24 protein-coding genes are annotated in these 23,946 nt (G+C 71.5%); 13 read left to right on the top strand and 11 right to left on the bottom strand.

Annotated features, from left to right (window positions below; genetic code table 11):
- Positions 1-131 precede the first annotated feature (131 nt).
- Complete coding sequence (locus EDC02_RS36095) at positions 132-794, top strand: SigE family RNA polymerase sigma factor (protein WP_233606616.1); 663 nt, start codon at positions 132-134, stop codon at positions 792-794.
- A 54-nt stretch (positions 795-848) separates the two neighbouring features.
- Here the strand turns inward: EDC02_RS36095 and EDC02_RS36090 are convergent, their stop codons facing one another.
- Positions 849-2,429 carry a glycosyltransferase family 2 protein gene (locus EDC02_RS36090; RefSeq protein WP_158632425.1) on the bottom strand — a complete coding sequence of 527 codons (1,581 nt, stop codon included), beginning with the start codon at positions 2,427-2,429 and terminating at the stop codon, positions 849-851.
- A gap of 151 nt (positions 2,430-2,580) precedes the next feature.
- Between EDC02_RS36090 and EDC02_RS36085 the strand changes: the two genes are divergently transcribed.
- The 7 genes from EDC02_RS36085 to EDC02_RS36055 all read left to right on the top strand — a co-directional run bounded on the left by EDC02_RS36085 (position 2,581) and on the right by EDC02_RS36055 (position 12,101).
- A complete protein-coding gene (locus EDC02_RS36085) occupies positions 2,581-3,135 on the top strand; it encodes a YbaK/EbsC family protein (protein WP_123607422.1) in 555 nt (184 codons plus the stop codon).
- Between the two features lie 203 nt (positions 3,136-3,338).
- Positions 3,339-3,950: a TetR/AcrR family transcriptional regulator gene (locus EDC02_RS36080; RefSeq protein WP_123606586.1), complete on the top strand. Its 612-nt coding sequence runs from the start codon at positions 3,339-3,341 to the stop codon at positions 3,948-3,950.
- A gap of 43 nt (positions 3,951-3,993) precedes the next feature.
- Positions 3,994-5,343: an acetyl/propionyl/methylcrotonyl-CoA carboxylase subunit alpha gene (locus tag EDC02_RS36075; RefSeq protein ID WP_123606585.1), complete on the top strand. Its 1,350-nt coding sequence runs from the start codon at positions 3,994-3,996 to the stop codon at positions 5,341-5,343.
- Positions 5,344-5,456: 113 nt separating this feature from the next.
- On the top strand, positions 5,457-6,380 hold the full coding sequence (locus EDC02_RS36070) for a hydroxymethylglutaryl-CoA lyase (protein WP_123606584.1): 924 nt from the start codon (positions 5,457-5,459) through the stop codon (positions 6,378-6,380).
- Between the two features lie 201 nt (positions 6,381-6,581).
- Positions 6,582-8,114 carry an acyl-CoA carboxylase subunit beta gene (locus tag EDC02_RS36065; RefSeq protein ID WP_123606583.1) on the top strand — a complete coding sequence of 511 codons (1,533 nt, stop codon included), beginning with the start codon at positions 6,582-6,584 and terminating at the stop codon, positions 8,112-8,114.
- Between the two features lie 45 nt (positions 8,115-8,159).
- Entirely contained in the window at positions 8,160-9,317 is a 1,158-nt protein-coding gene (locus EDC02_RS36060) for an acyl-CoA dehydrogenase family protein (protein WP_123606582.1), read from the top strand.
- A gap of 126 nt (positions 9,318-9,443) precedes the next feature.
- Positions 9,444-12,101: a helix-turn-helix domain-containing protein gene (locus EDC02_RS36055; protein WP_123606581.1), complete on the top strand. Its 2,658-nt coding sequence runs from the start codon at positions 9,444-9,446 to the stop codon at positions 12,099-12,101.
- Between the two features lie 250 nt (positions 12,102-12,351).
- On the opposite strand, the gene EDC02_RS36050 is transcribed toward EDC02_RS36055, so the two are convergent.
- The gene (locus tag EDC02_RS36050) at positions 12,352-12,843 is read right to left on the bottom strand and encodes a MarR family winged helix-turn-helix transcriptional regulator (RefSeq protein WP_123606580.1); all 492 of its coding nucleotides are present in this window, start codon (positions 12,841-12,843) and stop codon (positions 12,352-12,354) included.
- Positions 12,844-12,945: 102 nt separating this feature from the next.
- Between EDC02_RS36050 and EDC02_RS36045 the strand changes: the two genes are divergently transcribed.
- Positions 12,946-13,521 (top strand): YceI family protein, encoded by a 576-nt coding sequence (locus EDC02_RS36045; protein WP_123606579.1) that lies wholly within the window; start codon positions 12,946-12,948, stop codon positions 13,519-13,521.
- A gap of 293 nt (positions 13,522-13,814) precedes the next feature.
- The gene (locus EDC02_RS36040; protein ID WP_123606578.1) at positions 13,815-15,296 is read left to right on the top strand and encodes a glutamate--cysteine ligase; all 1,482 of its coding nucleotides are present in this window, start codon (positions 13,815-13,817) and stop codon (positions 15,294-15,296) included.
- A 21-nt stretch (positions 15,297-15,317) separates the two neighbouring features.
- Here EDC02_RS36040 and EDC02_RS36035 read toward each other — a convergent pair whose 3' ends face one another.
- Positions 15,318-16,475 (bottom strand): hypothetical protein, encoded by a 1,158-nt coding sequence (locus EDC02_RS36035; RefSeq protein ID WP_123606577.1) that lies wholly within the window; start codon positions 16,473-16,475, stop codon positions 15,318-15,320.
- Positions 16,476-16,614: 139 nt separating this feature from the next.
- Here EDC02_RS36035 and EDC02_RS36030 point away from each other — a divergent pair, with 139 nt between their 5' ends.
- Positions 16,615-17,496, top strand: a complete 882-nt coding sequence (locus EDC02_RS36030; protein ID WP_123606576.1) for a PASTA domain-containing protein — start codon at positions 16,615-16,617, stop codon at positions 17,494-17,496.
- A 7-nt stretch (positions 17,497-17,503) separates the two neighbouring features.
- On the opposite strand, the gene EDC02_RS36025 is transcribed toward EDC02_RS36030, so the two are convergent.
- A complete protein-coding gene (locus EDC02_RS36025) occupies positions 17,504-17,791 on the bottom strand; it encodes a hypothetical protein (RefSeq protein ID WP_123606575.1) in 288 nt (95 codons plus the stop codon).
- A 448-nt stretch (positions 17,792-18,239) separates the two neighbouring features.
- Between EDC02_RS36025 and EDC02_RS36020 the strand changes: the two genes are divergently transcribed.
- On the top strand, positions 18,240-19,115 hold the full coding sequence (locus EDC02_RS36020; protein WP_123606574.1) for a helix-turn-helix transcriptional regulator: 876 nt from the start codon (positions 18,240-18,242) through the stop codon (positions 19,113-19,115).
- Complete coding sequence (locus tag EDC02_RS36015) at positions 19,091-19,312, top strand: DUF397 domain-containing protein (protein WP_370461626.1); 222 nt, start codon at positions 19,091-19,093, stop codon at positions 19,310-19,312. The genes EDC02_RS36020 and EDC02_RS36015 overlap by 25 nt, the downstream gene beginning before the upstream one ends.
- 104 nt (positions 19,313-19,416) lie before the next feature.
- On the opposite strand, the gene EDC02_RS36010 is transcribed toward EDC02_RS36015, so the two are convergent.
- The 7 genes from EDC02_RS36010 to EDC02_RS35980 all read right to left on the bottom strand — a co-directional run bounded on the left by EDC02_RS36010 (position 19,417) and on the right by EDC02_RS35980 (position 23,939).
- The gene (locus tag EDC02_RS36010) at positions 19,417-19,962 is read right to left on the bottom strand and encodes a hypothetical protein (RefSeq protein ID WP_123606572.1); all 546 of its coding nucleotides are present in this window, start codon (positions 19,960-19,962) and stop codon (positions 19,417-19,419) included.
- Positions 19,963-20,067: 105 nt separating this feature from the next.
- Positions 20,068-20,850 carry a 3-ketoacyl-ACP reductase gene (locus EDC02_RS36005; RefSeq protein ID WP_123606571.1) on the bottom strand — a complete coding sequence of 261 codons (783 nt, stop codon included), beginning with the start codon at positions 20,848-20,850 and terminating at the stop codon, positions 20,068-20,070.
- Positions 20,847-22,274: a glycoside hydrolase family 88 protein gene (locus EDC02_RS36000; protein ID WP_199758043.1), complete on the bottom strand. Its 1,428-nt coding sequence runs from the start codon at positions 22,272-22,274 to the stop codon at positions 20,847-20,849. Before EDC02_RS36000 ends, EDC02_RS36005 begins: the two co-directional genes overlap by 4 nt.
- Positions 22,275-22,354: 80 nt before the next feature.
- Positions 22,355-22,750: a type II toxin-antitoxin system VapC family toxin gene (locus EDC02_RS35995; RefSeq protein WP_123606570.1), complete on the bottom strand. Its 396-nt coding sequence runs from the start codon at positions 22,748-22,750 to the stop codon at positions 22,355-22,357.
- Positions 22,747-23,034: a hypothetical protein gene (locus EDC02_RS42145; RefSeq protein ID WP_123606569.1), complete on the bottom strand. Its 288-nt coding sequence runs from the start codon at positions 23,032-23,034 to the stop codon at positions 22,747-22,749. Before EDC02_RS42145 ends, EDC02_RS35995 begins: the two co-directional genes overlap by 4 nt.
- Positions 23,035-23,130: 96 nt before the next feature.
- Complete coding sequence (locus EDC02_RS35985) at positions 23,131-23,478, bottom strand: hypothetical protein (protein ID WP_123606568.1); 348 nt, start codon at positions 23,476-23,478, stop codon at positions 23,131-23,133.
- A complete protein-coding gene (locus EDC02_RS35980) occupies positions 23,475-23,939 on the bottom strand; it encodes a hypothetical protein (RefSeq protein WP_123606567.1) in 465 nt (154 codons plus the stop codon). The genes EDC02_RS35985 and EDC02_RS35980 overlap by 4 nt, the downstream gene beginning before the upstream one ends.
- Positions 23,940-23,946 lie beyond the last annotated feature (7 nt).

The raw sequence follows: 23,946 nt of genomic DNA, 5'->3' as shown, positions 1-23,946 counted from the left end.
CCTGTCGAAAGGCTAACAGCTGATGACCAGTTGGCGAACGTCCGGGACTTTCCCGCCCATGTCACCGATCGTCGCACACACGACGTCTATGTCAGCAGGGGTCGGACAACGGCAGGTCCACACCGGGGAGGGTGGCCCAGGCATGGGAGTGCAGTGTGTACGGCGCGGCTGAGGTGATCCTGCCCGGGGGGTATGTGGTGGGCAAACCGCGACCCGCCGTCGACCAGGCTGTCTCCGCGTCCACGGCCAAGGACGGGTCGAGGGCGGTGGACCGCGCCCCGGCCGGGGCGGTGGAGGAGGAGTTCGTCGCGTTCGCCTCGGCTGCTGCGCCACGGTTGCGCCGCACCGCCTACCTGATGTGCCGTGACTGGCATCTGGCCCAGGATTTCACCCAGACGGCCCTGGCCAAGATGTACGCCGCGTGGCAGCGGGTGTCCCGGTTCGACAACCTGGAGGCGTACAGCCGCAAGGTGCTGTTACGGGTGGTGCTCGACCACCGCCGCCGGCTCAGCGCGCGGGAGCTGCCGATCGCCAGCCCTCGTGAGGACGGGGATCCGGCCCGGTCCGCGCGGCCCGATCTGCGGGTCACCATGATCGACGCGCTTGGCTGTCTGCCGCCCCGCGACCGGGCGATCGTGGTGCTGCGCTACTGGGAGGACCAGAGCGTCGAGACCGTCGCAGAGACGCTCGGCGTCTCGGTGTCGGTGGTCAAGACCCAGAGCCGGCGTTCCCTGGCTCGGCTGCGGGAACTGCTCGGCGACAGCCGCGCCGACCTGCTGGCCGAGGACTCCTGAAGCAACGGGCGGCCAGACAGCATCAGCAGGCGGCCAACGGGCGGCCAGACAGCATCAGCGGGCGGCCAGTCTGCGCAGCCGTTGGCGGCCCTGGCGGGCCACCCGGACCCCGCGCCGCGCCGCGCGTCCGGCTTGGTAGCGGGCCATCCGGCTCCACCTGGCCGGCGTCGCGGCGGCGGTGAACAGCGGGTCCGAGACCACCAGACGCAGCCCACGGCGGCCGGGTGCGACCCACACGGCACGGCCCCGGGCGGTCAGCGTCGCCCGGGTGCCGGGCGCGCCCGGGGTCGGCGGGAGCACCAGCTCTGCGCCGTCGTCGCGGGCGACGACCCGCAGCGCGTACCGGCCCCGGGACAGCGTGGCCAGCGGTACGTCGACCCGCCAACGGAGCCGGCCGCCGCTGCCGTCGGCCACGGTCAGCGGCAGCCGCAACCGGGTGTCGCCGATCTCCAGCACCAGGTCGTTCCGCTGGTCGCCGGGCGCGCCGCCGGGGCCGGGCAGGCCGCACCACCCGGTCAACCGGACCACCTCGTCGCCGGCCGGGCCACTGCGGCGGACACTGTGCACACCGACGGTCGGCGCGGGTACCCGCAGCAGGTCCCGGTACCGGTCCCAGCGCGGATGGTCGAGGTAGAGCTGTCCACCGCACAGCCGGACCGGGCCGGAGTGCCGGGGCTGGCGTACTCCGTCCGGATCCTGCTCGTAGAGGGCCACCGCGCGTAGCCCGGCGTGCGGGTTCCGGCTGAACTCGGCGGCGACCGGCGCCGGTACGTCGGCCAGCAGCGCCGCCATCCGGCGGGTGAAATCGGCCAGCTGCCCGTCGTCGAGGACCTCGGCGGCCCGCCCGGCGTAGTGCAGCTGCATGTACGCGACCCACCGTCGGACCGCCCCGGCCACCTCGGGTGCGACGTCGGAGCTGCCGGCGACCAGCCGTTCGATGATGTTCAGATGCTGCATGATCTTCGCCGGCCGGAACCGGCCTTCCATGATCGACGAGCCGTTGCCGCGCTGCCGGTAGAGGTAGACCAGTCGCGGGCTGAGCGCGGTCAGCGGGGAGCGGACCAGCAGCGGGACGGTGAACAGGACGTCCTCGAACGCGCTGCCCTCGGTGAACTCGGCCCCGACCTGGTTGACCAGGTCGCGGGCGAACACCTTGTTGCAGGCCGACGGGTTGCCGATCAGCAGCGGCGCCTCGGCGACGGAGCCGATGGTGCGGGCCGGGCCGACGATCTCCGCCCGCCAGGGCGGGCTGGGCCGGGGTGGGAAGCCGTGCATGTCGCCGACCGCCACCTGCGCACCGGCCCGCTCGGCGATGTCGACCAGGTGGTCCAGCCCGCCGTCGGGGTAGAGGTCGTCGGAGTCGAGGAAACCCAGGTAGTTGCCGGTGGCCAGGCGTACTCCATGGTTGCGGGCGGCACCGAGACCGGCGTTGTCCTGCCGGACGTAGCGGACCCCCGGCGCCCGCCGGGCGTAGTCGCGGGCGATCTCGCTCGACGAGTCGGTGGAGCCGTCGTCGATGACGACGACCTCGATCTCGGTCCTTCGCGGCTGACGGTCGATCGACGCCAGGGCCGCGCCGAGCCAGGCCTCGGTGTTGTAGACGGGTACGACGACGCTCGCCCTCGGGGCAGCCACGATCACCTCTCGGCGGGTTGTCCGGCGGTGCCGCGCCGCTCCCGGCGGCGGGCCGGGTACGCGGTGGCGGCGGCGGTCAATCTACCGCGCCCGGGTGGCCGGTGCCCCTCGGCACGGCTCGCCGGCCGCCGGGTGCATGATGGCGGACGTGCTGGGGAAACTGCAGACCGAACCGGTCCGGAGCCGACTCGACCTGGTGGCCGGGCCGGTGGCCGCCGCCGTCGAGCTGTGGTCGGCCGAGGTGCCGGTCGACGTGGATGACGTGTCGGTGGCGCCGATCGATCCCGAACTCGCCGACACGGCCGCCTTCTGCGCCGCGTACGGGGTCGCGCTCGACGAGTCGGCCAACTGCGTGGTGATCGCCGGCAAGCGGGGCGGTGTCGTCCGGTACGCCGCCTGCATGGTGCTGGCCACCACCCGGGCGGACGTCAACGGAACGGTCCGCCGGCTGCTCGACGCCCGTAAAGCGAGCTTCGCCCCGATGGCCGACGCGGTGCAGACGACCGGGATGGAGTACGGCGGGATCACCCCGATCGGGCTGCCGCCGGAGTGGCCCATCCTGGTCGACGCGCGGGTGGTGGCGGTGCCGCACGTGGTGATCGGTTCCGGGGTGCGGGGCAGCAAGATCGTGCTTCCCGGTCCGGCGCTGGGGGTACTGCCCAACGCACGGGTCGTCGACGGGCTCGCGGTCCCAGCCGGCACCTGACCGGCTCGGTCGGGGACGAACCCTGGCGAGGTTCCGCCGGGGGTGAGCTCCGGTGACGCTCCGCCGGGGATGAGCCCCGGCGTCGGTGACGGTACGGTGATCGGCGGGCGTCGGGTCAGCGTGGACACCGGTGAATCAGTCGGCGGCATTCCGGTGACTGAACGGTCGTTCAATTCGGGTCGACACACGGTTAGGCTGGCCAGGTGACGGTAGATCAGCAGGCGGCAACGACGGACGGGGCGGAGCCGGGCGCGCCACGGCGACGCTCACGTCGCGACGAGATTCTCCAGATCGCGGTCGGGCTCTTCGCGGCCCGCGGCTACCACGGCGTGTCGATGGACGACATCGGTGCCGCCGCCGGGGTGACCGGTCCCGCTCTCTACCACCACTTCGCCGGCAAGGAGGCGATGCTCGCCGCCGCGCTCATCCCGGTCAGCGAGGAGCTGCTCGACGGCGGGCGCGCCCGGGTCACGGCGCGGCCCGGCGACGCCACCGCCGCGCTCGCCTCGCTGATCGAGTTCCACGTCGAGTTCGCCCTGGCCAACCCGGCGGTCATCGCCCTGCACCTGCACGAGCTCGACCGGCTGCCGGAGGAGCCGCGCCGGCGGATCCGGCGGCTGCAGCGGCTCTACGTCGAGGAGTGGGTGGCGGTGCTCACCGCGCTGCGCCACGATCTCGACGCGGCCGAGGCCCGGGTGCTGGCGCACGCCGCGTTCGGCCTGATGAACTCCACTCCCTTCCTCGGCGGTGAGGTCGACCGGGAACGGCGGGCCACCCTGCTGCGAGCCGCCACCCTCGCCGCTCTGCACGGCTGACCGCAACCCTGTCGCACCGGGTGTCACGACCGCGAGGAGAGGCATGATCGAGTCGTTGCTGGTGGCCAACCGTGGCGAGATCGCCCGGCGGATCATCCGTACCGCCCGACGGTTGGGGGTCCGGACCGTCGCCGTGCATTCCGAGGCCGACGCCGGCATGCCCTTCGTCACCGAGGCCGACCAGGCGATCTGTGTGGGTCCGGCCAACCCTGCGCAGAGCTACCGCGACACCGAGGCGATCCTGGGCGCCGCCAAGAGCAGCGGCGCCCAGGCGGTCCATCCCGGCTACGGGTTCCTGTCGGAGAACGCCGAGTTCGCTCGCGCGGTCGAGTCCGCCGGGCTGATCTGGGTCGGGCCGGACGGTGACGCGATCGAGGCGATGGGCGACAAGATCAACGCACGGAACCTGATGTCCGCCGCCGGGGTCCCGGTCGCCGCCGGCAGCACCGAGCCCGCCGAGACCGTCGAGGCCGCACTCGACGCCGCCGCGACCATCGGCTACCCGGTGATGGTCAAGGCCGCCGCCGGTGGCGGCGGGATGGGCATGGGCGTCGCGGCCGACGATGCCGCGCTGCGGACCGCGTACGACAAGGTCCGGGCGTTCGCCGCGCGGATGTTCGGCGACGGGTCCGTGCTGATCGAGCGCTACTTCCCCCGGGTACGCCACGTCGAGGTGCAGATCCTCGGCTGGCGTACGGCCGACGGCACCGACCGGGTCGTCGCGCTCGGTGAGCGGGAGTGCTCGGTGCAGCGGCGCAACCAGAAACTCGCCGAGGAGTCGCCGTCGCCAGCGGTGATTGACGAGATCCGGGCCGGGCTGCTCGCCGCCGCCGTGCGGGCCGGGGAGGCGGTCGGCTACCGCAACGCCGGCACGGTCGAGTGCCTGCTCGACCCGACCACCGGCGAGTTCTTCTTCCTGGAGATGAACACCCGGCTGCAGGTCGAGCACCCGGTGACCGAGCTGGTCTACGGCGTGGACCTGGTCGAGGAGCAGCTGCGGGTGGCCGCTGGTCTGGCACCGACGTTCGACCCGGATACCCTGGCGCCGCGCGGGCACGCGATCGAGCTGCGGATCAACGCCGAGGACCCGAAACGCTTCCTGCCCGGACCGGGCGCGATCACCGCCTGGTCGGAGCCGACCGGCGACGGGGTCCGGGTCGATTCCGGGTACGCCGCCGGCACCACCGTGACGCCTTTCTACGACTCGCTGATGGCCAAGCTGATCGTCTCCGGCACCGACCGGGCCGAGGCGATCGCCCGGGCCCGTGCCGCGGTCGCCGCCTTCGAGGTGGCCGGGCCGAAGTGCAACCTGCCGTTCTTCGCCGAGCTGCTGGAGCATCCGGAGTTCGTCTCCGGCGACTACGACACCGGCATCGTCGGCCGGATGCGGTGAGGACCGGCACCGACGGGGTACGGCGCGCGCCGGCGCAGTCCGGCGCGCCGACGCGACGGTGACCTTCACCGGATCCCATTGAGTGGACGGCGCGGGCGCGCGATGCTGGACGGATGGCAGCGACGCCCCTTCCCGAGTCCGTGTCGATCCGCGAGGTCGGGCCGCGTGACGGCCTGCAGAACGAGCAGCCGATCCCGACCGAGGGCAAGGTCCGCCTGCTGGACGCGCTGTCCGGCACCGGCGTACGCCGGATCGAGGCGGTCTCGTTCGTCCATCCGAAGGCGATCCCGCAGATGGCCGACGCCGACGAGGTGTGGCGGCGGGCCCGCCGCGCGCCCGGGGTGCGCTACTCGGCGCTGGTGCCGAACCTGCGCGGTGCCCGCCGGGCGCTCGACGCCGGCTTCACCGAGATCGAAGTGGTGGTGTCGGCCAGCGACACGCACAACCGGCGCAACGTCAACCGGGGCACCGCCGAGTCGTTGGACGACATCGCCGAGCTGATTTCGGTGCTGCACGCCGCCGGGGCGCACGTCGAGGTGATCGTGGCGACCAGCTTCGGCTGCCCGTACGGAGGGGACGTCGACCCGCGCCGGGTCGCTGACATCGTCGACCGGGTGGTGGCCGACGGCGCGGACCGGGTGGCGTTCGGCGACACCACCGGGATGGCCACCCCGCGTCGGGTCCGCGAGCTGGTCACGGCGGTGCGCGACCGGCAGGCGGCGGTGCCGGTGCTGCTGCATTTCCACGACACCCGGGGTACGGCGTTGGCGAACCTGCTGGCCGCCCTGGAGCTGGGGGTCACCGAGTTCGACGCCAGCGTCGGCGGGCTGGGCGGCTGCCCGTACGCGCCGGGGGCCAGCGGCAACGTGGCCACCGAGGAGGTGGTGCACATGCTGCACGACATGGGCGTCGAGACCGGGATCAACCTGGATGCCCTGCTGGTCGCCGCCGAGCTGGCCGAGGAACTGGTCGGCCGGCAGCTTCCGTCCGGGGTGCTGCGCGCCGGCCCCCGTACCCGGCTGACCCCGACCGGCTGACCCGCCGACGTCTCGCCTTCGTTGATCCATTGCGCCTCATCGACGTGACACGCCGGGCACCGGTCCGCTGGAGCGCATCGGATCGACGCCGTCCCGTCACCCGTGCGTGGTGGCGACGCTCGGTTGGTGTCGGGGTCGCGAGGGTGACCGTCGTGCGGTAGCCTAACGATCGTTTAGTACGGGCTGGTGCGAGGGGGCGGCGTGACACTGGACGGTGAGGCGCTGGATCGGCTCGACAAGCGGATCCGGGCCGGCGGCGCGGAGAAGTACCATGCGGCCAACGCCGCCCGGGGCAAGCTGTTCGCCCGGGAGCGGGTCGACCGGCTGGTCGACGCGGGCTCGTTCGTGGAGGACGGCCGGTACGCCAACGCCCTCGCCGACGGGCTGCCCGCCGACGGCGTGATCACCGGCACCGCCACCATCGACGGTCGCCAGGTCTGCCTGATGGCCAACGACTCCACGGTCAAGGCCGGCTCGTGGGGTGCCCGTACCGTCGAGAAGATCATCCGGATCATCGAGCGGGCGTACGACGCCGGCCTGCCGATGGTGTACCTGGTGGACTCCGCCGGGGCCCGGATCACCGACCAGGTCGACCTGTTCCCCGGCCGGCGCGGCGCCGGCAAGATCTTCTGGAACCAGGTCCGGGCCTCCGGCGCGATCCCGCAGGTCTGCGCGCTGTTCGGGCCGTCGGCCGCCGGCGGCGCCTACATTCCGGCGTTCTGCGACGTGGTGGCGATGGTCGAGGGCAACGCCAGCATGTACCTCGGCTCGGACCGGATGGTCGAGATGGTCACCGGCGAGAAGACCACCCTGGAGGCGATGGGCGGTGCCCGGGTGCACTGCGCCGAGTCCGGCGTCGGGCACTTCCTCTGCAAGTCCGAGGACGACGCGCTCGATGTGGTCCGCCGCTACCTGTCCTACCTGCCGGCCAACTGGCGGCAGCCGCCACCGGCGACGGCGGCGGGCGACCCGCCGGCCGGGGTCGACCTGGCCGCCCTGGTGCCGGCGAGCGAACGGCAGGCGTTCGACATGCGCCGGTTCGCCAAAGGACTGCTTGACGAGGGCAGCTTCCTGGAGATCCAGGCGCTGTGGGCCCGTGAGCTGACCGTCGGCTTCGGCCGGCTGGCCGGCCAGGTGGTCGGCGTGGTCGCCAACAACTCGATGTTCAAGGGCGGGGTGCTGTTCGTCGACTCCGCCGACAAGGCGACCCGGTTCGTGCAGCTCTGCGACGCGTTCAACGTACCGCTGCTGTTCCTGGCCGACGTGCCCGGCTTCATGGTCGGCAGCGCCGTGGAGAAACAGGGCATCATCCGGCACGGCGCGAAGATGATCAGCGCGATCTCGGAGGCCACCGTACCCAAGATCTGCGTCGTGGTCCGCAAGGCGTACGGCGCCGGGCTGTACGCGATGGCCGGACCCGGGTTCGAGCCGGACGCCACGCTGGCCCTGCCCACCGCGAAGATCGCGGTGATGGGTGCGGAGGCCGCGGTCAACGCGGTCTACGCCAACAAGATCGCGGCGATCGACGACCCCGAGGAGCGGGCCGGCTTCGTCGCCGCCCGCCGTGCCGAGTACGAGCGCGACATCGACCTCACCCGGCTGGCCAGTGAACTCGTCGTCGACGACATCGTCCGACCCGAACAGTTGCGCGCCGAACTGGTCCGGCGGTACGCGGCGGCGGTCGGTCGGGACCGGCACTTCTCGCGCCGCCGGCACGGCGTCACCCCGGTGTAGCGGCACCTCCCGGCACCGCCCGGCACCTCCAGAAAGGACCTGGACATGGACTTCAGGCTGACCGACGAGCAGGAGGCGCTGCGCGACAGTGTCCGCGAGTTCGCCCAAGAGGTGGTCGCGCCGGTGATCGGCGACTACTACGAGCGGCACGCCTTCCCGTACGACATCGTCCGCCAGATGGGCAAGATGGGGTTGTTCGGGCTGCCGTTCCCGGAGGAGTACGGCGGGATGGGCGGCGACTACTTCGCCCTCTGCCTGGTGCTGGAGGAGCTGGCCCGGGTCGATTCCAGTGTGGCCATCACGCTGGAGGCGGCAGTGTCGCTCGGCGCGATGCCGATCTACCGGTTCGGCACCCCCGAGCAGCGCGAGCGGTGGCTGCCGGAGTTGGTCAGCGGGGCGGCGTTGGCCGGTTTCGGGTTGACTGAGCCGGGGTTCGGCTCCGACGCCGGGGGGACCGCCACCCGGGCGGTGCTCGACGGCGACCACTGGGTGATCAACGGTTCGAAGGCGTTCATCACCAACTCGGGCACCGACATCACCTCGCTGGTGACGGTCACCGCGGTGACCGGGACCAGACCGGACGGGTCGAAGGAGCTGTCCACCATCATCGTGCCGGCCGGGACGCCGGGGTTCACCGTCGCACCCGGCTACTCGAAGGTCGGCTGGTGCGCCTCGGACACGCACGAGTTGACGTTCGACGATTGTCGGGTGCCGGCCGAGAATCTGCTGGGTGAGCGCGGTCGGGGGTTCGCGCAATTCCTCCGGATCCTGGACGAGGGGCGGATCGCGATCGCCGCCCTCGCGGTCGGCCTCGCGCAGGGGTGTGTCGACGAGTCCGTCCGGTACGCGGGCCAGCGCCGCGCATTCGGCCAGCTCATCGGCGGGTATCAGGCGATCCAATTCAAGATCGCGGACATGGAGGTACGGGCGCACACCGCTCGGCTGGCCTACTACGACGCGGCCGCCCGGATGCTCGCCGGTGACCAGTTCAAACGCCAGGCCGCGGTGGCGAAGCTGCACGCCAGCGAGTGCGCCGTGCAGAACGCCCGGGAGGCGACCCAGATCCACGGTGGCTACGGCTTCATGAACGAGTTCCCGGTCGCGCGTTTCTGGCGCGACGCGAAGATCCTGGAGATCGGCGAGGGCACCTCGGAGATCCAGCGAATGATCATCGCTCGTGATCTTGGACTTGCCGACGCTTGATGATCTTGTAAGGGTGCCTCGGACGGCGCCGCACCTCCCCGGTTGTGTCGGAAATCCGTTCCTTTCGGGTCGTCAGCCTGACGGAAAGCTGACCCGGGCACCCCGCAATGCGTACCCTCTCCTGCCATGAGTCCGGATCATGCTCCTGACCAGAGCAGGGTCGGGTTCGACGAACTACTCCGCAGCCGACGGCTGGCCGTCGGCCTGACCCAGGCGGAGCTCGCCGCGGTGGCCGGGGTCGGCGTCCGCACCGTCCGGGACCTGGAACGGGCCCGTACGGCCCGCCCGCAGCGGACCACGGTCGATCTGCTCGTCGCCGCGCTCGGGCTGACCGGAGAGGACCGGGCCGAGTTTCACGCGGCGGCGCGGGGCCGGCCGGCCGAGCCTCGTCCGGTGATCCCTCGCCAGCTGACCCCGGCACTCGCCACCACGGCGTTCCCGGCCGGGCCGCCCGGTGAGGCCGCCGGCGACGTCGAGACGTTGGTCGGGCCCGGCCGTAGCCGGGGCGTTCCGCTGCCCGGCGAACTGATCGGTCGCGACTGCGACGTGGCCGACCTCGTCGGCCTGCTGACTGCGGGATCCAGTGCCAGCGCCGGTGCCGGGGCAGGGCTGGTCAGCCTGGTCGGACTGGCCGGCGTCGGCAAGACCAGCCTGGCGCTCGCGGTCGCTGCCGAGGTGACCGACCGGTACCCGGGCGGCACCGGTGGCATCGTCGTCACCGAAGGTTCGACCGTCAGTGACGTACTGACCGCCACCGCCACCGTCTTCGGCGTCGGGCGGGTCAACGATCTGGCGGCCCGGCTCGCCGACGGCCCGGCACTGCTGCTGGTGGACGCGGTGGAACGGGCACCGGTGGCGATGGCCGACGCGCTGCACTGGCTGACCCGTACCGCGCCGTCGCTGCAGGTGGTGGCAACCGGCCGGCACCCGGTCGGGCTCCCCGGTGAACGGGTCTGGCCGGTCACGCCGCTGGAGGTGCCGCCGGCCGACACCGAGACCGACCTGGCCACGGTGGCCGGCTACCCGGCGGCGCGGCTCTTCCTGGCCCGGCTCCGGCAGGTACGCCGGGAGCCGGTGCACCCCGGGGAGGTCGGCGCGCTGGTCGGGCTCGTCCGGCGGCTCGGCGGGCTGCCGCTGGCCATCGAGCTGGCTGCCGCCCGGGGGCGGGCGCTCGACCTGAACGAGATCTTCAACCGGTACGGCGACCGGCTGCTCGACCTGGCCGTGCCACCACCCAGCAGGGAAGCCGTGGCGGTGACCCTGCGCGACGCGGTCGCGGCCAGCTACGCACTGCTCACGCCCGCCGAGCGGCGTGGCGTACGTCGGCTCTCGGTGTTCCGCAACCGCTGGTCGGTCGAGCTGGCCGAGGGGATGCTCGCCGAAGATCCGGTCCAGCCGGATGTTGGCCAACTCGACATCGGCCAGTCCGACATCGGCCAGTCGGATCAGGACGGTCGGGTCGATCCGGTGCCGTTCCTCGACCGGCTCATGTCGTTGGGGCTGCTCGGCGCCCGGGGCGCGGGTCCGTACCGGTTCCGGCTGATCGACGTGGTGCGGGACCTGGCCACCGAGCGGGCCGCCGCACACGGCGAACTGTCGGCGATCCGGCGTCGGCACGCCGTGCTGTTCGCGCGGCTCGCCGAGCGGTCAGCGGTCGATCTGGCCGGGCCGAAGCTGGTCACCGTCGTCAGCCGGCTCGACGAGGTGGCCAGTGACCTGTGGGCCGCGCTCGCCCATTCCGCCAACGACGATCCGCACACCGCCCTGCGTCTGGCCGCCGGCCTGCCCCGGTGGTGGCGGTTCCGGGGACGCGACGTGGCCGGCCGGCGTTGGCTGCGCCGGCTGCTCGACGACCCACGGTTGGCCGACGCGGACCCGGCGATCCGGGCCTGGGCCCAGATCGGCGTGGCCCAGCTCGCGCTGGAGCACGACGCCGGTCCGCAGGAACTGCCGGCCGTCCGGTCGGCGCTGGCCACGTTCATCGAGCTCGGGGAGGCGTCGGGTGAGCTGGCCGCGCGTACCGTGCTCAGCGCCGCCTGCCTGGCCGCCGGTCGGTTCGACGAGGCGCGGGCGCACTCCGAGGCGGTGCTCGCCCTGGCCGGCCGGATCGGCCGGATCCGGGAGATGACGCTCGCCCAGCACGCGTTGGCCCGGCACGAGATCCGGTCGGGTGATCTCCGGGCCGCCCGGCGCCGGCTGGCTGCGGTCGACCGGCTCGCGGCCAGGTCCGGCGAGGACCGGTTGCGGCTGCTGGCCCGGGCCAACCTGGCCGAGGTGGCCAGGCTGGAGGGCCGGTACGCGCGGGCAGCCGACCTGGGACGCCGGGTGTTGGCGGCGTTGACCGCCGTCGGTGATCCGAGTCATCGGCGGCAGGTGTTGGGCATCGTCGGGCTGGCGCTGGCCCAGGACGGCCGCCTGGCGGAAGCGGCCGACACCCTGACCGAGCTCCGTGGCCAGGTGATGCCGGTGGAGATGGTGGACCGGCCGGTCCACCATGCCGATCACACTGGGCCGGGCGACGATCCCCGGTGCGCGTTGATCGAGGCGACCCTCGCGGCGCGGCGCGGGGAACGGGAGCTGGCGATGGAGTGGTACGCCGTGGCGGCCCGTTCGCTGGGCAACGGCCCGGAGCCGCGGGACGCGGTGGAGGCGATGGTGGGGCTGGTGGTGCACGCCGAGACGACGGCATCGCGGGCGGCGGCCCGGGACCGGCTGGCGGCGGCCTGCCGCAGTGCCGGGATCACCTTGCTGCCCCGGGAACGGGAAGCGGTGGGTCAGGAGTGAATCAGGTCAGGACGCGGACGTCCGGCGGGGCCAATGACTGGCCACCCGCCGGACGTCGACACGCCCCCCGGGTTGGCGCGGAATCGCCCCCCGGCCTGGACCACGGTCCTGGCCTTCGCGCCGCACCCCCCGTTACGTTCCCGGTCGCCAGTACGCTATCCGGCCCATCCGAGCTCTTTGCGGCTTTCAGGGCCTTATGTCGTTGATCGAGGGTGCTTTCTGCCGGTCGTTCTGCCGGTGCCGGCGTCGGTCAACGGACGGACGCGGTCGCTTCGTCACTGCCGGCGGTCGCCTGCGGATGCACCGCGTCACGAAGGCGCCGGAGGGTGTCGAGTAGCGTCGTCAACTCCGCAGGCTCGAACTGACCGGTGAACCACTGCTCGATCAGCTGCAGGTGACCGGGGAGGGTGTCGTCGAGGCGTTGCTGACCGGCCCGAGTGAGCACCGCGTACGAGCTGCGCCGGTCGGACGGGCAGGCGCGCCGGCAGACCAGCCCGTCGCGCACCATCCGGTCGACCACCCGGGTCGCGCCACTGGTGGACAGCGCCGCCTGCGCGGCCAGGTCGGTCATCCGCAGCTGGTGACCTGCGGAACGACGTAGCCGCATCAGCACCTCGAACTCGACCGTCGACAGGCCGTGCTCCTCGAACTGCGCCGCGAAGCGGGCCGCGAGCCCGGTGTGGACTTCGAAGAGGAGGCCGATCGCGGTGATCCGGTGATCGTCGGCGAGGTTCTCGGTCACCAGGCCATCGTAGCAGTACTTGACATGAGGAATATTGCCTAGTCTATTGTTGCTGTCGCACATGTTCCCGTTCAACCGGATGTCCCGCGAGAGGCAGCAGCCATGAGCACCGACCAGACCACCCGCGAGTGGAACGGCATCACCATCCCCACCGCTGGCACCTACGAGCTCGACCAGGCCCACCGGCGGGTCGGGTTCGTCGCCCGACACATGATGGTCAGCAAGGTCCGTGGTGAGTTCACCGACGCCACCGCCACCATCACCGTCGCCGAGGACCCGCTGCAGTCGTCGGTCACCGCGGTGCTGCAGGCGACCAGCATCAACACCGGGCAGGCCGACCGGGACGCCCACCTGCGCGGCGGCGACTTTCTCGACGTCGAGAAGTTCACCACCATCGAGTTTCGCAGCACCGGGATCGCGTCGCACAGCGGCAACGAGTTCGTGCTCGCCGGTGAGCTGACGATCAAGGACGTGACCCGGCCGGTGGAGCTCGCCGTCGAGTTCGAGGGTGCCGGCCGCAGTCCGTTCGGCCAGGACATCTTCGGCTTCACCGCCAGCACCGAGATCGACCGCGAGGAGTTCGGCCTGACCTGGAACGTCGCCCTGGAGACCGGCGGCGTGCTGGTCGGCAAGAAGATCAAGATCGAGATCGAGGGCGAGGCCATCCGTCAGGGGTGAGCCCCGGCGCCCGTACCCGGCGCGACACAGCGGCACCCCGGTCACCTCGTCGGTGACCGGGGTGCCGCTGTCTGTAGTAACCCCAGTAGAAGACGCCCGTCGGATGTGAAAAGGTGAAACCGAGCGCTTCGGTCCGCTCACTTTGGGGCGATCAACGCCTGTCCCGGCTGGGGGAGCCGGCGACAGCCCGCGGTCGAGCAGGGTTGCATCACCACACAGTCGGAACGGTTCTGCCGCGCCGCTCGGCCAGCGAGCGTGGCGGCGGTCGTTCGGGGCGCGCCGGGGAGGGCATTATGGGTAGGGATGTCGGTTCACGCGCGTCGTTCAGTCGGGAGGATCGCGTACGCTACCGGCAAAAGGTTCGCCGCTGCCTCGACGTCTTCGCGCTGATGCTCGACGACTTCAAGTTCGACGCCGACCGGCCGACGACCGGGCTGGAGATCGAGCTGAACCTGGTGGATCCGTACGCGGAGCCGGCGATGCGCAACGCGGAGATCCTGGCCAACCTCGCTGACCCCACCTTCCAGACCGAACTGGGGCAGTTCAACCTGGAGCTCAACGCGCGCCCTCGGCTGATCGAGGCCGACGGGTTCGCCGACTACGAAGCCGACCTGCAGGCCAGCCTCGCTCGCGCCGGTGACCGGGCGGCGAAGGCCGAGGCGGCCATCATCCTGATCGGCATCCTGCCCACCCTCACCCCACAGCACCTGGTGCTGAACAACATCTCCACCAACGGGCGCTACCGGGTGCTCAACGAGCAGATCGTCGCCGCCCGTGGGGAGGACATCCGGCTGGACATCCGGGGTGTGGAGCGGCTGCAGGCGTACACCGACTCGATCGCCCCGGAGGCCGGCTGCACCAGCGTGCAGTTCCACCTGCAGGTCTCCCCGGACAACTTCGCCAACTACTGGAACGCGTCCCAGGCCATCGCGGCGGTCCAGGTGGCGCTCGGTGCCAACGCACCGTACTTCTACAGCAAACAGCTCTGGGCGGAGACCCGCATCGTGCTGTTCGAGCAGGCCACCGACACCCGGCCGGACGAGCTGAAGGCGCAGGGCGTACGGCCCCGGGTGTGGTTCGGTGAACGGTGGATCACCTCGATCTTCGACCTGTTCGAGGAGAATGTCCGGTACTTTCCGCCGTTGCTGCCGATCTGCGCCGACGAGGATCCGGTCGAGGTGCTGCAGGCCGGCGGCGTTCCCGAGCTCAGCGAGCTACGGCTGCACAACGGCACCGTCTACCGGTGGAACCGGCCGGTGTACGACATCATGCACGGTCGACCGCACCTACGGGTGGAAAATCGGGTGCTGCCCGCCGGGCCGACCGTCGTCGACATGCTCGCCAACGCCGCCTTCTACTTCGGCCTGGCCAGGGAGCTCGCCGAGGCGGACCGCCCGGTGTGGAGCCAGCTGAGCTTCGGCGCGGCCGAGGAGAACTTCCACCAGGCGGCGCGGCGTGGGATCGCCGCACACATGCACTGGCCGCAGCTCGGCGAGATCCCGGTCACCGATCTGGTGCTGGACGTCCTGCTGCCCAAGGCGTACGCCGGTCTGGACCGGTTCGGCGTCTCGGCACAGCAGCGCGACCGGCTGCTCGGCATCATCGAACAACGCTGCCGGTTGAGGCGCAACGGCGCGGTCTGGCAGACCGAGTCGGTCTGGCGGGCCGAGCGGGAGCAGGGCCTGGCCCGACCCGACGCGCTGCACCAGATGCTGCAGCGCTACGCCGAACTGCAACGCAGCAACGAACCGGTGCACACCTGGCCGGTCGACTGAATCGCGTCTGAATCGCGTCGTTCAGTTGCCGTCGGGGGTGGTTGGCGCGGGCCGGCCAGCGCCGGTGACCGAAGCCGTGCCGCGGGCCGGCGCGTCGGCCACCTGGCCACTGGTCGGCTGCTCCGGCACCGGCGCGTCGCTGCCTTCAGCGGCGGAGCCGGAGCCGGTGGCATCGTCCCGGCCACCGGCAGACCCGCCGGTAGCCGGGGCATCGGTGGGAGACGCGCCGTCGTGGTCGGTGGCGGCGGGCTGGCGGCGGGACATCTCCAGCCGCTGCGCGATCGCGGTGACCAGCACCGACCCGGCCAGGCCGGCGATCACCGCGTACGGGGCGAGCAGATGCGCCGAGAGCTGCTCCGCCCGCGGTCCCACCAGCCGGGGGGCGGCCAGGAAGTACGCGGCGGCGATCAGCACCGGGCCGACACCGCCGGAGATCGCGGCACCCACCCGGCGACGCGCGTCGCGGGCGGCCGGCCAGGCGGAGACCGCCCCGATGATGAACGCCGAACCCAGCGACAGCGCCGCCCCGGGCAGGTAGATGTTGCGGAACCAGTACTGTTCGCTGTCTGTGGTGATCTGCCAGACGCCGAGTTGGGCGCTGGTCAGCCCGGTGCCGGAGATCACCGAGTCGATCACGGCGACCACCGCCAGCAGCCATAGCCAGCCGACGGTGGCGATGGCGTTCGTCGCCGCCGCCCGGGAGGCGACCGCCCAGATCGCCATCAGCAGTCCGACGACCGCGCCCACCATCGCGTACCCGGCGGCGATGGTCTGCGGGGAGAAGGTATCGGCCCGGGTCGCGCTGCGCGCGGGTACGGCGATCAGGGCGACCGTGAGCATCCCGCCGATCGCGGCTGCTGCGGCCAGCGCGAGGCGCCACAGGCTCGCGGTGAGCAGGCTCTCCGGCGCTCGATCCGGATCGGCGCCGGCCGACAGTTCCGGGTTGGGACGTGACGGCGCGAGCCGGTCCGCGACGACGGCACCGATCACCACCGAGGTCGCTGTGATCCACGTCGCCCAGGCGAGGCTGGCGACCCAGGACGCCTCTCCTTCGCCGTCGACTGACGGTAACCAGGCGACTATGCCGAGGCCGTAGCCCAGACCAAGCTGCGCGGCACCTGCGCCCGCAGCGATGCCGGTCGCCGTCGCGACCGATCTTCCCCAGCCTCGTACGGCCATGCCGGGCACTGTAGCGGTAGTGGCGAAGTCCGGCGACTCGTGGGCGTGGGGCGCGCTGTCCGGCGGCCGGGTCGATATCTTGAGCCCTACCGAAAGTCACGCCCGGTGGTACGTACCGGTGGTACTGAGAGGACGAGTCATGGCCGACAGACCGAGGGATCCCGCGGAGGACGGCTCGGCAGGGCGTGACGCCGGGGACTACACCAGCCAGCTGCCCCGGCCGGTCGACCCCTGGGCGACCAGGGCCGGTGGGCCAGGTGACCAGGCCGGCGAGCCGACCGGTGGGTCCGACCAGTCGCCCGGTCGGCCCGGCCCGCCGGGTGGCGACCCCGGCGCGACGGTCGCCGACCAGGGCGGGCACCCGGGCTCGACCGCGCCCGACCTTCCGGCGGGTTCCGCCGCCGGTGGCGCCCGGGAGCCGGCGTGGTCCGGCCGGGCCGGGGTACCGGTGCGTCCGGCGGCGGGTGGCGGCGGCACCGGCGACTGGCCGGGACCGGGCGGTACGGCCGGCGGCGGCCGGCCGTGGTGGCTGCCGATCCTGATCGGTGTTCTGGTGCTGCTGCTGGTCGCGTTGGTCGGCCTGTTGATCTGGTGGGCCAGCACGCTGGACGACTCCACGGATCCGGGCGGGCCGACGCCGACGGCGGCGCCGACCGCGACCGTGCCGACCTCGCAGCCGGAGACGGAGCAGCCCGAGCCAACCGAGGAGCAGCCGGAGCCGACCGAGGAGCAGACCAGTGAGGCGCCGCTGGTGGTCGTACCGACGCTGACCGGGCTGCCGCTGGCGGACGCCCGTGCCGAGCTCGACGAGCGCGACCTGGTCTACCGGCTGGAACAGCGCGGCTCGGACCAGCCGGCCGGCACGGTGCTCGAGACCGACCCGCCGGCCGGGACGGAGGTGCCGCCCGGCACCGAGATCCTGCTGGTGATCGCCGCGACCAACACCGAGCCGACGGGTCCGGCTGACCCGACCGGGGCGGCCGAGCCGACCGGGGAGCCGGGCGACGGAGACGAGGACTGAGCCGGGGTCAGCTGGCCCGCGCCGACATCACCGCCGAAGCCGGCCGCCGGGCGGCTGCCCGACCCGGCCGGTCGGCCACCACCCGGAGCTGGCGTAGTCCGTCGATCTGGACGAAAATGGAGCGTCGGTCGACGGCCTCGCCGCTGGCGTTGAGTTCGTAGCCGTCCAGCCAGACCCAACCCTGGTAGGTCGGCCAGTCGTGGACCCGGATAACCCGGAATAGGAGCGGCTCGAGGAACTGCACGCTTGCCGCACGGGTCACGTGGAGGACGTCTCCTGAGCGGGGTAGTAGCACCGCTACTCCTGTTCCGAGCTGCCGTTGTCCGATTGCTGCCGGGCATGCGGATCCGCACCGGGCACTGTCGGATGCTCCACCGGTGGAGCCGGTGGTCAGACGGGCACGGCGTTGTGGGTGTCCGGACAGCAGACACCGTCGCGGTACGGCGCAACCGCGGCGGATACGATCTTGGGTGAACGCTGAGTGACCTTGGGCCTACGCAAAGAGTGCACCACTGTCGCCGCTGATGCAAGTTGCAAAGTGGTTTTGGCGTAGTGCGAAAATCGCTCGGTCGATTGCTGCTTGAAGTCCTACATGTACGGGCGGCAGACTGAACAGGCTTTCTTCCGCATCGGCCTTCCTCCCCGTCCACGCACGACCGCTCGCGACGTAACCCCCGTCGCCCCTCAACCGCGTGCGCGGGGTCCGGCCGACTGCCCCATACACCCCTGACCGGAGGTGACCGGTGACCGAGCGCCGAAGCCCAACCGTCCGTCGCCGCCGTCTCGGCGCCGAACTGCGCCGGCGGCGGGAAGCCGCGAAAGTCACGATCGATTCGGTGGCCGAACGACTGGAGTGCTCCGCCTCCAAGGTCTCCCGGATCGAGACGGGGCACACCACCGCGACTCCCCGGGACGTCCGCGACATGCTGGAGATCTACGGCGTGACCGGCGAAGAGGCCGAGGAGCTGGTGCAGATCGCCCGGGAGGCTCGGCAGAAGGGCTGGTGGCATCCGTACTCCACGGTACTCACCGGCGCGTACGTCGGGTTTGAGGCGGCGGCCCGGTCGGTCCGGGCGTATGAGCAGCAGGTGGTCCCCGGTCTGCTGCAGACCGCCGACTACGCCCAGGCGATGATCCGCTCGGCCCGGCCCGACATCACCGACGAAGAAGTTGCCCACCGCGTCCATGTCCGACTGAAGCGTCAGTCGTTACTGACACAGGAAGATCAGATCGATGTATGGGCGGTGCTCGATGAGGCTGTGTTGAGTCGGCCGGTCGGCGGCGACGCGGTGATGCGCGCTCAGCTGCACCGCCTCGTCGAGGCGGCGGATCTGCCGAACGTGACCCTGCAGGTCCTTCCGTTCGAGGTGGGGGCACACGCGGGGATGGACGGGACGTTCGCCATCCTCGACTTTCCGGAGCCCAGCGACGCGGACGTGGTCTACGCGGAGAACGCCACCGGTGGGCTCTTCCTGGAAAAGACCGAAGAACTACGCAAATACATATTTATCTTCGATCACATACGCGCGGCGGCGCTCACTCCCGAGGAGTCCGTCGCCATGATCGCGAAACGCGCAAAGGAGCCATTGTGGACATCGAGGTCAAGGGGCTTCGGGTAGACCTGACCCGTGCGGCCTGGCGAAAGAGCTCGCGCAGCGGGCCGAACTGCGACAACTGTGTGGAGATCGCGTTCGTCGACCAGGCCATCGCGGTTCGCGACTCGAAGAACCCGACCGGGCCGGTCCTGATCTTCACCTCCGACGAGTGGGACGCCTTCCTCGGCGGTGCCCGAGACGGCGAATTCGACCTGGACTGACCAACGGTTGAGCCCCGGGTGCGTCCCGGGGCTCAACCGTGCCCGGCCTCGACCGTCCCGCCAGCCTCACCGTCCCCCCGGAACGGCCGCCGGACCAGCCCAGCTCAGCTACTCGGCAGCCGGCCGACCAAGGCGTGCTCAGCCAGCGCGCTGTGCCGCAGCGCATGCCGCACCCCGACCGCGACCAGCAGGATCACCGCCACGGTCAGCACCAGCCCGTCGGCCACCACCCCCAGCACTGGCACACCACCGAAGTACCGCGCCGCCACCGCCACCAGCGTCACCGTCGTCACCTGCACCGGCAACGCCACCAACGGGTGCGCCGCGCGGGCCAGCAGCCCCGGCGGACTCGGCGCGGCGGGCGCGGTGACGAACGCCGCCGATCCGCCGTACAGCCGCCGTAGGCGCGGCAGGGTCACTACCGCGACCGCCACCGCCGGCACGGCGACCAGCAGCACCTGGGCGCTGGCCGCCCCGCCACCGATCAACCCGGCGATCCCGCCCAGGCCGGCCAGCACGAACGCGGTCAGCCAGCCGACCCGGCGCCGCAGGGCCGCCGGGCTGCCCGCCGACGGCAGCGATTCGGCGATTACGGCGGCGGCGAGCCAGCCACCGGTCAACGCCACCCAGCCGACCAGAGCGATGTCCATGCCCGAATCCTGCCGGCCGGTCGACGTCGGCGCCTCCGGGCGCAGCCCTGGTCGACCACCCATCGGTCACCCGTAGGGGTGCCGGCGGGCTGAAGCGTCCGCTGGCTACAGCGTCCGCAGGTGGAAGCCCCCGTCGACGTCGATCACCTGACCGGTGCTGAACGGCAGCAGATCGGTGGCGACCGCCACCACGGCCCGCCCGACGTCGTCTGGCTGACCCCACCGGCGGATCGGCGTGAGCCCCTGGTTGAAGATCAGCTCGTCGTACTTGGCCTGGACTGGGCCGGTCATGTCGGTGGCGACAATCCCGGGCCGGATTTCGTAGACGTTGATGCCGTGTTCGGCCAGGCGGGCCGCGTACAACTGGGTGGTCATCGCCAGGCCGGCCTTGGCCACGCAGTAGTCGCCCCGGTTGACGCTCGCCGTGTAGGCACTGATCGACGAGACAATGACGATCTTCGGAGCATCGACCACCCCGTCGGCCAGCTGGCCGATCATCGTCCGGCCGACCAGCTGGGTCAGGAAATAGGGACCCTTCAGATTGATGTCGATCAGCCGGTCGAAGGACTCCTCCGTCGCGTCGAGCAGGTCCGCCCGTACGTCCGGGGCCACACCGGCGTTGTTGACCAGCAGGTCGATCCGGCCGAAGGTCGCCACGGTCTGATCGACCAGCCGGTGGCGGTCGGCCGCGACCGACACGTCCGCGCCGACCAGCAGCGCCCGGCGGCCCATCGCCTCGATCTGCTCGCCGACCTGGCGGGCGGCGTCGGCGTTGCGGGCGTAGTTGACCACGACGTCGTAGCCAGCGGCGGCCAGCGACAGCACGATCCCACGCCCGATGCCCCGGGAACCGCCGGTGACGATGGCGACCCGCGCGGGGGCGGTCACCGTCCGCCCCCGATGGTGCCCACGCTGTCGGTGCTGTCGGTGCCGGCCGGGCCGAAGAACGTGTAGTACGGCTCGTCACGCGCTACCCGCTGCAGGTAGAGCGCCAGCTCACGGGCGTGGTAGTCGCCCCACATGCTCGACTCGCCGTTGGGCACCCGGCTGCCGGCCGGCACGTGGTCCCAGCCGTTGGGTCGGTGGTAGATCGAGTGCAGGATCAGTCCCTGGTGGCGGGTGTCGGTGCTCAGGTACGGCTCGCCGAGCAGCGTGCCGGCCACCGTCAGCCCGGCCTGCCAGTAGCGCCGACCGGCGTCGGGCTGCCCGGCGTCGGTCAGGTAGCGGCCGAGTCGCAGCAGCCCCTGAGCGCCGATGCAGGCCGCCGACGAATCGACCGGCTCATGATCGTTATACGGGTCCGCCGGCCGATCGAGGTAGTCGCCGAGGGCGGCCAGGCCGGGTGCGCCGGTGTCCCAGTACGGGATGCCGTCGGTCGGCGTATGTTCGAGGTAGAAATCGCAGGTGGCGGTGGCGGCCCGCAGCATCATCGCGGTCACCTCGGCCCGCCCGCCGTACGGTTCGAGGTCGGTGTCCGGCAGCACGGCCAGGTATTCCAGCTGCTCCGGGAAGCCCAGCATCGCCCAGGCCAGCCCGCGCGTCCAGGTGGTGAACGGCGAGTAACCCTGCTGGGTGCTCGGGCAGCGGAACCGGCCGTCGTTGACGTTGAAGATCGACTCGTGGGCGGTGCGGCCCCGGATGTCGTAGCTGTCCCGCCCCTCGCCGTAGAAGACGTTGTACCGGGCGGTGTTGGTGGCATGCTCGATCAGCCGGCCGAGCAGCGAGATCCGCTCGTCCTGCTCGCCCATCAGTGCGTGGCCGAGCAGGTGGGACACGGCCAGCGCCCGGCAGGAGCGGATCGTGTCGACGAACAGCGACTGCGGCCCGTTGAACGAGTAGATGTAGCCGCTGCCGTCGGCGGTGTCCCGCCAGCGGGCCGCCTGCACCGCGCCGGTCAACTTGAGCGCCAGCTCGTAGAAGTCACGCTCGGCGCGGTCGTGCGGGATCCGGCCCTCGGCCATCAGCCGCCACAGGTTGCCGTACGTGCTGACGTTGTTGAAGCCGTGGTCGTGCACGCCGATGTGGCTGACGTGGCTGGCCATCACGGCGACGGTCAACTCGCGGGCGGAGTCCAGGAACCGCTGCTCGCCGGTGGCGTCGAACTGCAGCAGCGCCGAACCGTACTGGAAGCCCTGGGTCCATTCGGTCCAGCCACGGGCGGCGTACCGGCCATCGACGGTGAAGACCGGCGACGGCGACCCGGGCGGGCAGGTCTTCTCGATCGAGTCGATCTTGTGGGCGGAGGCTTCCCAGAGGCGGTCGATCCTGGGTTGCAGGCTGGCCGGGGTCAGCGCGTCGTCGATCCGAATCATCGGATCAGCATAGGAAAGCGCTTGCCTAGGCGGAAGACCTTGGCCGTGGCGGAAGATCAGGCCGCCGAACCCGCGTCCCGCTACGCGACGAGTTCGACCCGGCAGTACGCGCTCGCCGCTCGGGCGAGTTTGCCGTCGGCGGTCACCAGCGTCAGTGCGCGGCGCTCCGCGAGGGCGACGTAGGGGGCGTCGTACGCGCTGATGTTCGCCTTGACCTGCCACATTCGCGTGAGCAGGTCGTCGATCGGGACGGTGTCGACGCCGAGGCGGCTGATCCGGTCGACCGCCCGCGCCGCCGTCTCGTTGGTGATCTTTCCGCCGAGGGCGAGCCCTCGCATGACGGAGAAGACCTCGACCTTCCAGTGCTCCGGTGCCGCCCACTCGGGATCGCAGCCCAGGACGGCGCGGGCCTTGCGGCCGCGGTCGTCGCTGTAGACGAGCACGCTCGCGATGACCGAGGCGTCGACGACGATCATGCGACGTCCCGCCCGGATGGCGCGGAGTCCGGGAAATCCCGTTCAGCGCGGGAACGGGCGAGCAGGTCGGCGGCGTCAGATGCGGTCGGTCCGGCTCCGCCGCTGCCGCCGTCGAGTTCGTCGCTGAGCTCAGCGAGGAGCTGCCGGTTGCGGCAGAAGTCGGCCTGCCGGTTGAGGACGGCCAACAGGTACGCCTGCAGCGACTGGCCGCGTTCGCGGGCCTGCTGAGCCAGCAGGTCCCGCACCTCCTCCGGCACGTCGCGGATCGTGAGCACCACAGCCATGACTGCATTTTGACTGCGCTACGACTGCAGAGTCAAGTCAACTCCTCGACTGGTCTGCGGCGGCCGCCGTACCGGCTCTTGGGCGCGGGGCACCTGTCACCGGCGGCGGGTATCGGTCTGCTTGGGATGGCCGGTGCCCGCCCGGGTGATCCAGAGCGTCCGACGCTCGTCGTCGATCGCGTACCAGATCCGACCACCGCCGGTGACCTCGTACTGCCACTGTTCGAGCGCCGCGCCGCCGACCTTGACCACGCCGAGCGCCCCTTTGAGTGGATGCTGGCGCTGGTCGACGTGCCGGGGATCGCTGGTCAACGCGACCCAAGCCCGGTCGAGGTTCTCCGGCACCATGGCCAGCAGCCGCTGCCACCCCTGGTACGCCTGCCGGTCAGCGGCCCGCACCAGCCAGGGCCGTGGCCGCAGGATCTGCTCACCCCGGCCGGTCACGCCGCCTCCGACATCGGCTTGTCGATCACCGGGCCGTCACCGTCGAACGGGCCCTGCAGGTCACGGGCGAGGCCCGGGTCGGTCCACGCCTCGGCCGTGGACCGCCACGAGGCAAGGTTGCGGGCAAACGGCGTCAACAGCCCGGTGTCGGCACCGGCGACCAGATCGGCGAGTAGTTCCCGTACGCAGGCCACACGCTCCTCCGGCGGGAGCCAGGTCAGCCACGGCAGCTCCTCGGCCAGCAACTCCTCGGCGAGATCGCGCTGCCGGCGGGCCAGCAGCGCCAGCGACCGGGCCGCGATCCGCAGCCCGGCCGCCACCGCGTCGAACCGCTCGGCCCGCATCAGTACGAGGTTCTCCTCGTCACGGCGCTCCAGGATCACGTCGGCATCCGCCAACGACGGCAGCACGTGCGACGGGCCTCGGAGGAAAGCGCTGTATGGAAAGCTCTGCACACTCACCCTCTCA

The sequence above is a fragment of the Micromonospora sp. Llam0 genome (assembly GCF_003751085.1).
Taxonomy (GTDB): domain Bacteria; phylum Actinomycetota; class Actinomycetes; order Mycobacteriales; family Micromonosporaceae; genus Micromonospora_E.
This window is presented reverse-complemented; position numbering and strand designations above follow the sequence as displayed.

Excerpts from the sequence above, each read along its gene's own strand:
- EDC02_RS36070 (WP_123606584.1), top strand. The coding sequence starts at position 5,457 with ATGGCAGCGACGCCCCTTCCCGAGTCCGTGTCGATCCGCGAGGTCGGG.
- EDC02_RS35995 (WP_123606570.1), bottom strand. The coding sequence starts at position 22,750 with ATGATCGTCGTCGACGCCTCGGTCATCGCGAGCGTGCTCGTCTACAGC.
- EDC02_RS36045 (WP_123606579.1), top strand. The coding sequence starts at position 12,946 with ATGAGCACCGACCAGACCACCCGCGAGTGGAACGGCATCACCATCCCC.
- EDC02_RS36075 (WP_123606585.1), top strand. The coding sequence starts at position 3,994 with ATGATCGAGTCGTTGCTGGTGGCCAACCGTGGCGAGATCGCCCGGCGG.
- EDC02_RS36035 (WP_123606577.1), bottom strand. The coding sequence starts at position 16,475 with ATGGCCGTACGAGGCTGGGGAAGATCGGTCGCGACGGCGACCGGCATC.
- EDC02_RS36000 (WP_199758043.1), bottom strand. The coding sequence starts at position 22,274 with ATGATTCGGATCGACGACGCGCTGACCCCGGCCAGCCTGCAACCCAGG.
- EDC02_RS36060 (WP_123606582.1), top strand. The coding sequence starts at position 8,160 with ATGGACTTCAGGCTGACCGACGAGCAGGAGGCGCTGCGCGACAGTGTC.
- EDC02_RS36030 (WP_123606576.1), top strand. The coding sequence starts at position 16,615 with ATGGCCGACAGACCGAGGGATCCCGCGGAGGACGGCTCGGCAGGGCGT.
- EDC02_RS36040 (WP_123606578.1), top strand. The coding sequence starts at position 13,815 with ATGGGTAGGGATGTCGGTTCACGCGCGTCGTTCAGTCGGGAGGATCGC.
- EDC02_RS36010 (WP_123606572.1), bottom strand. The coding sequence starts at position 19,962 with ATGGACATCGCTCTGGTCGGCTGGGTGGCGTTGACCGGTGGCTGGCTC.
- EDC02_RS42145 (WP_123606569.1), bottom strand. The coding sequence starts at position 23,034 with ATGGCTGTGGTGCTCACGATCCGCGACGTGCCGGAGGAGGTGCGGGAC.
- EDC02_RS36055 (WP_123606581.1), top strand. The coding sequence starts at position 9,444 with ATGAGTCCGGATCATGCTCCTGACCAGAGCAGGGTCGGGTTCGACGAA.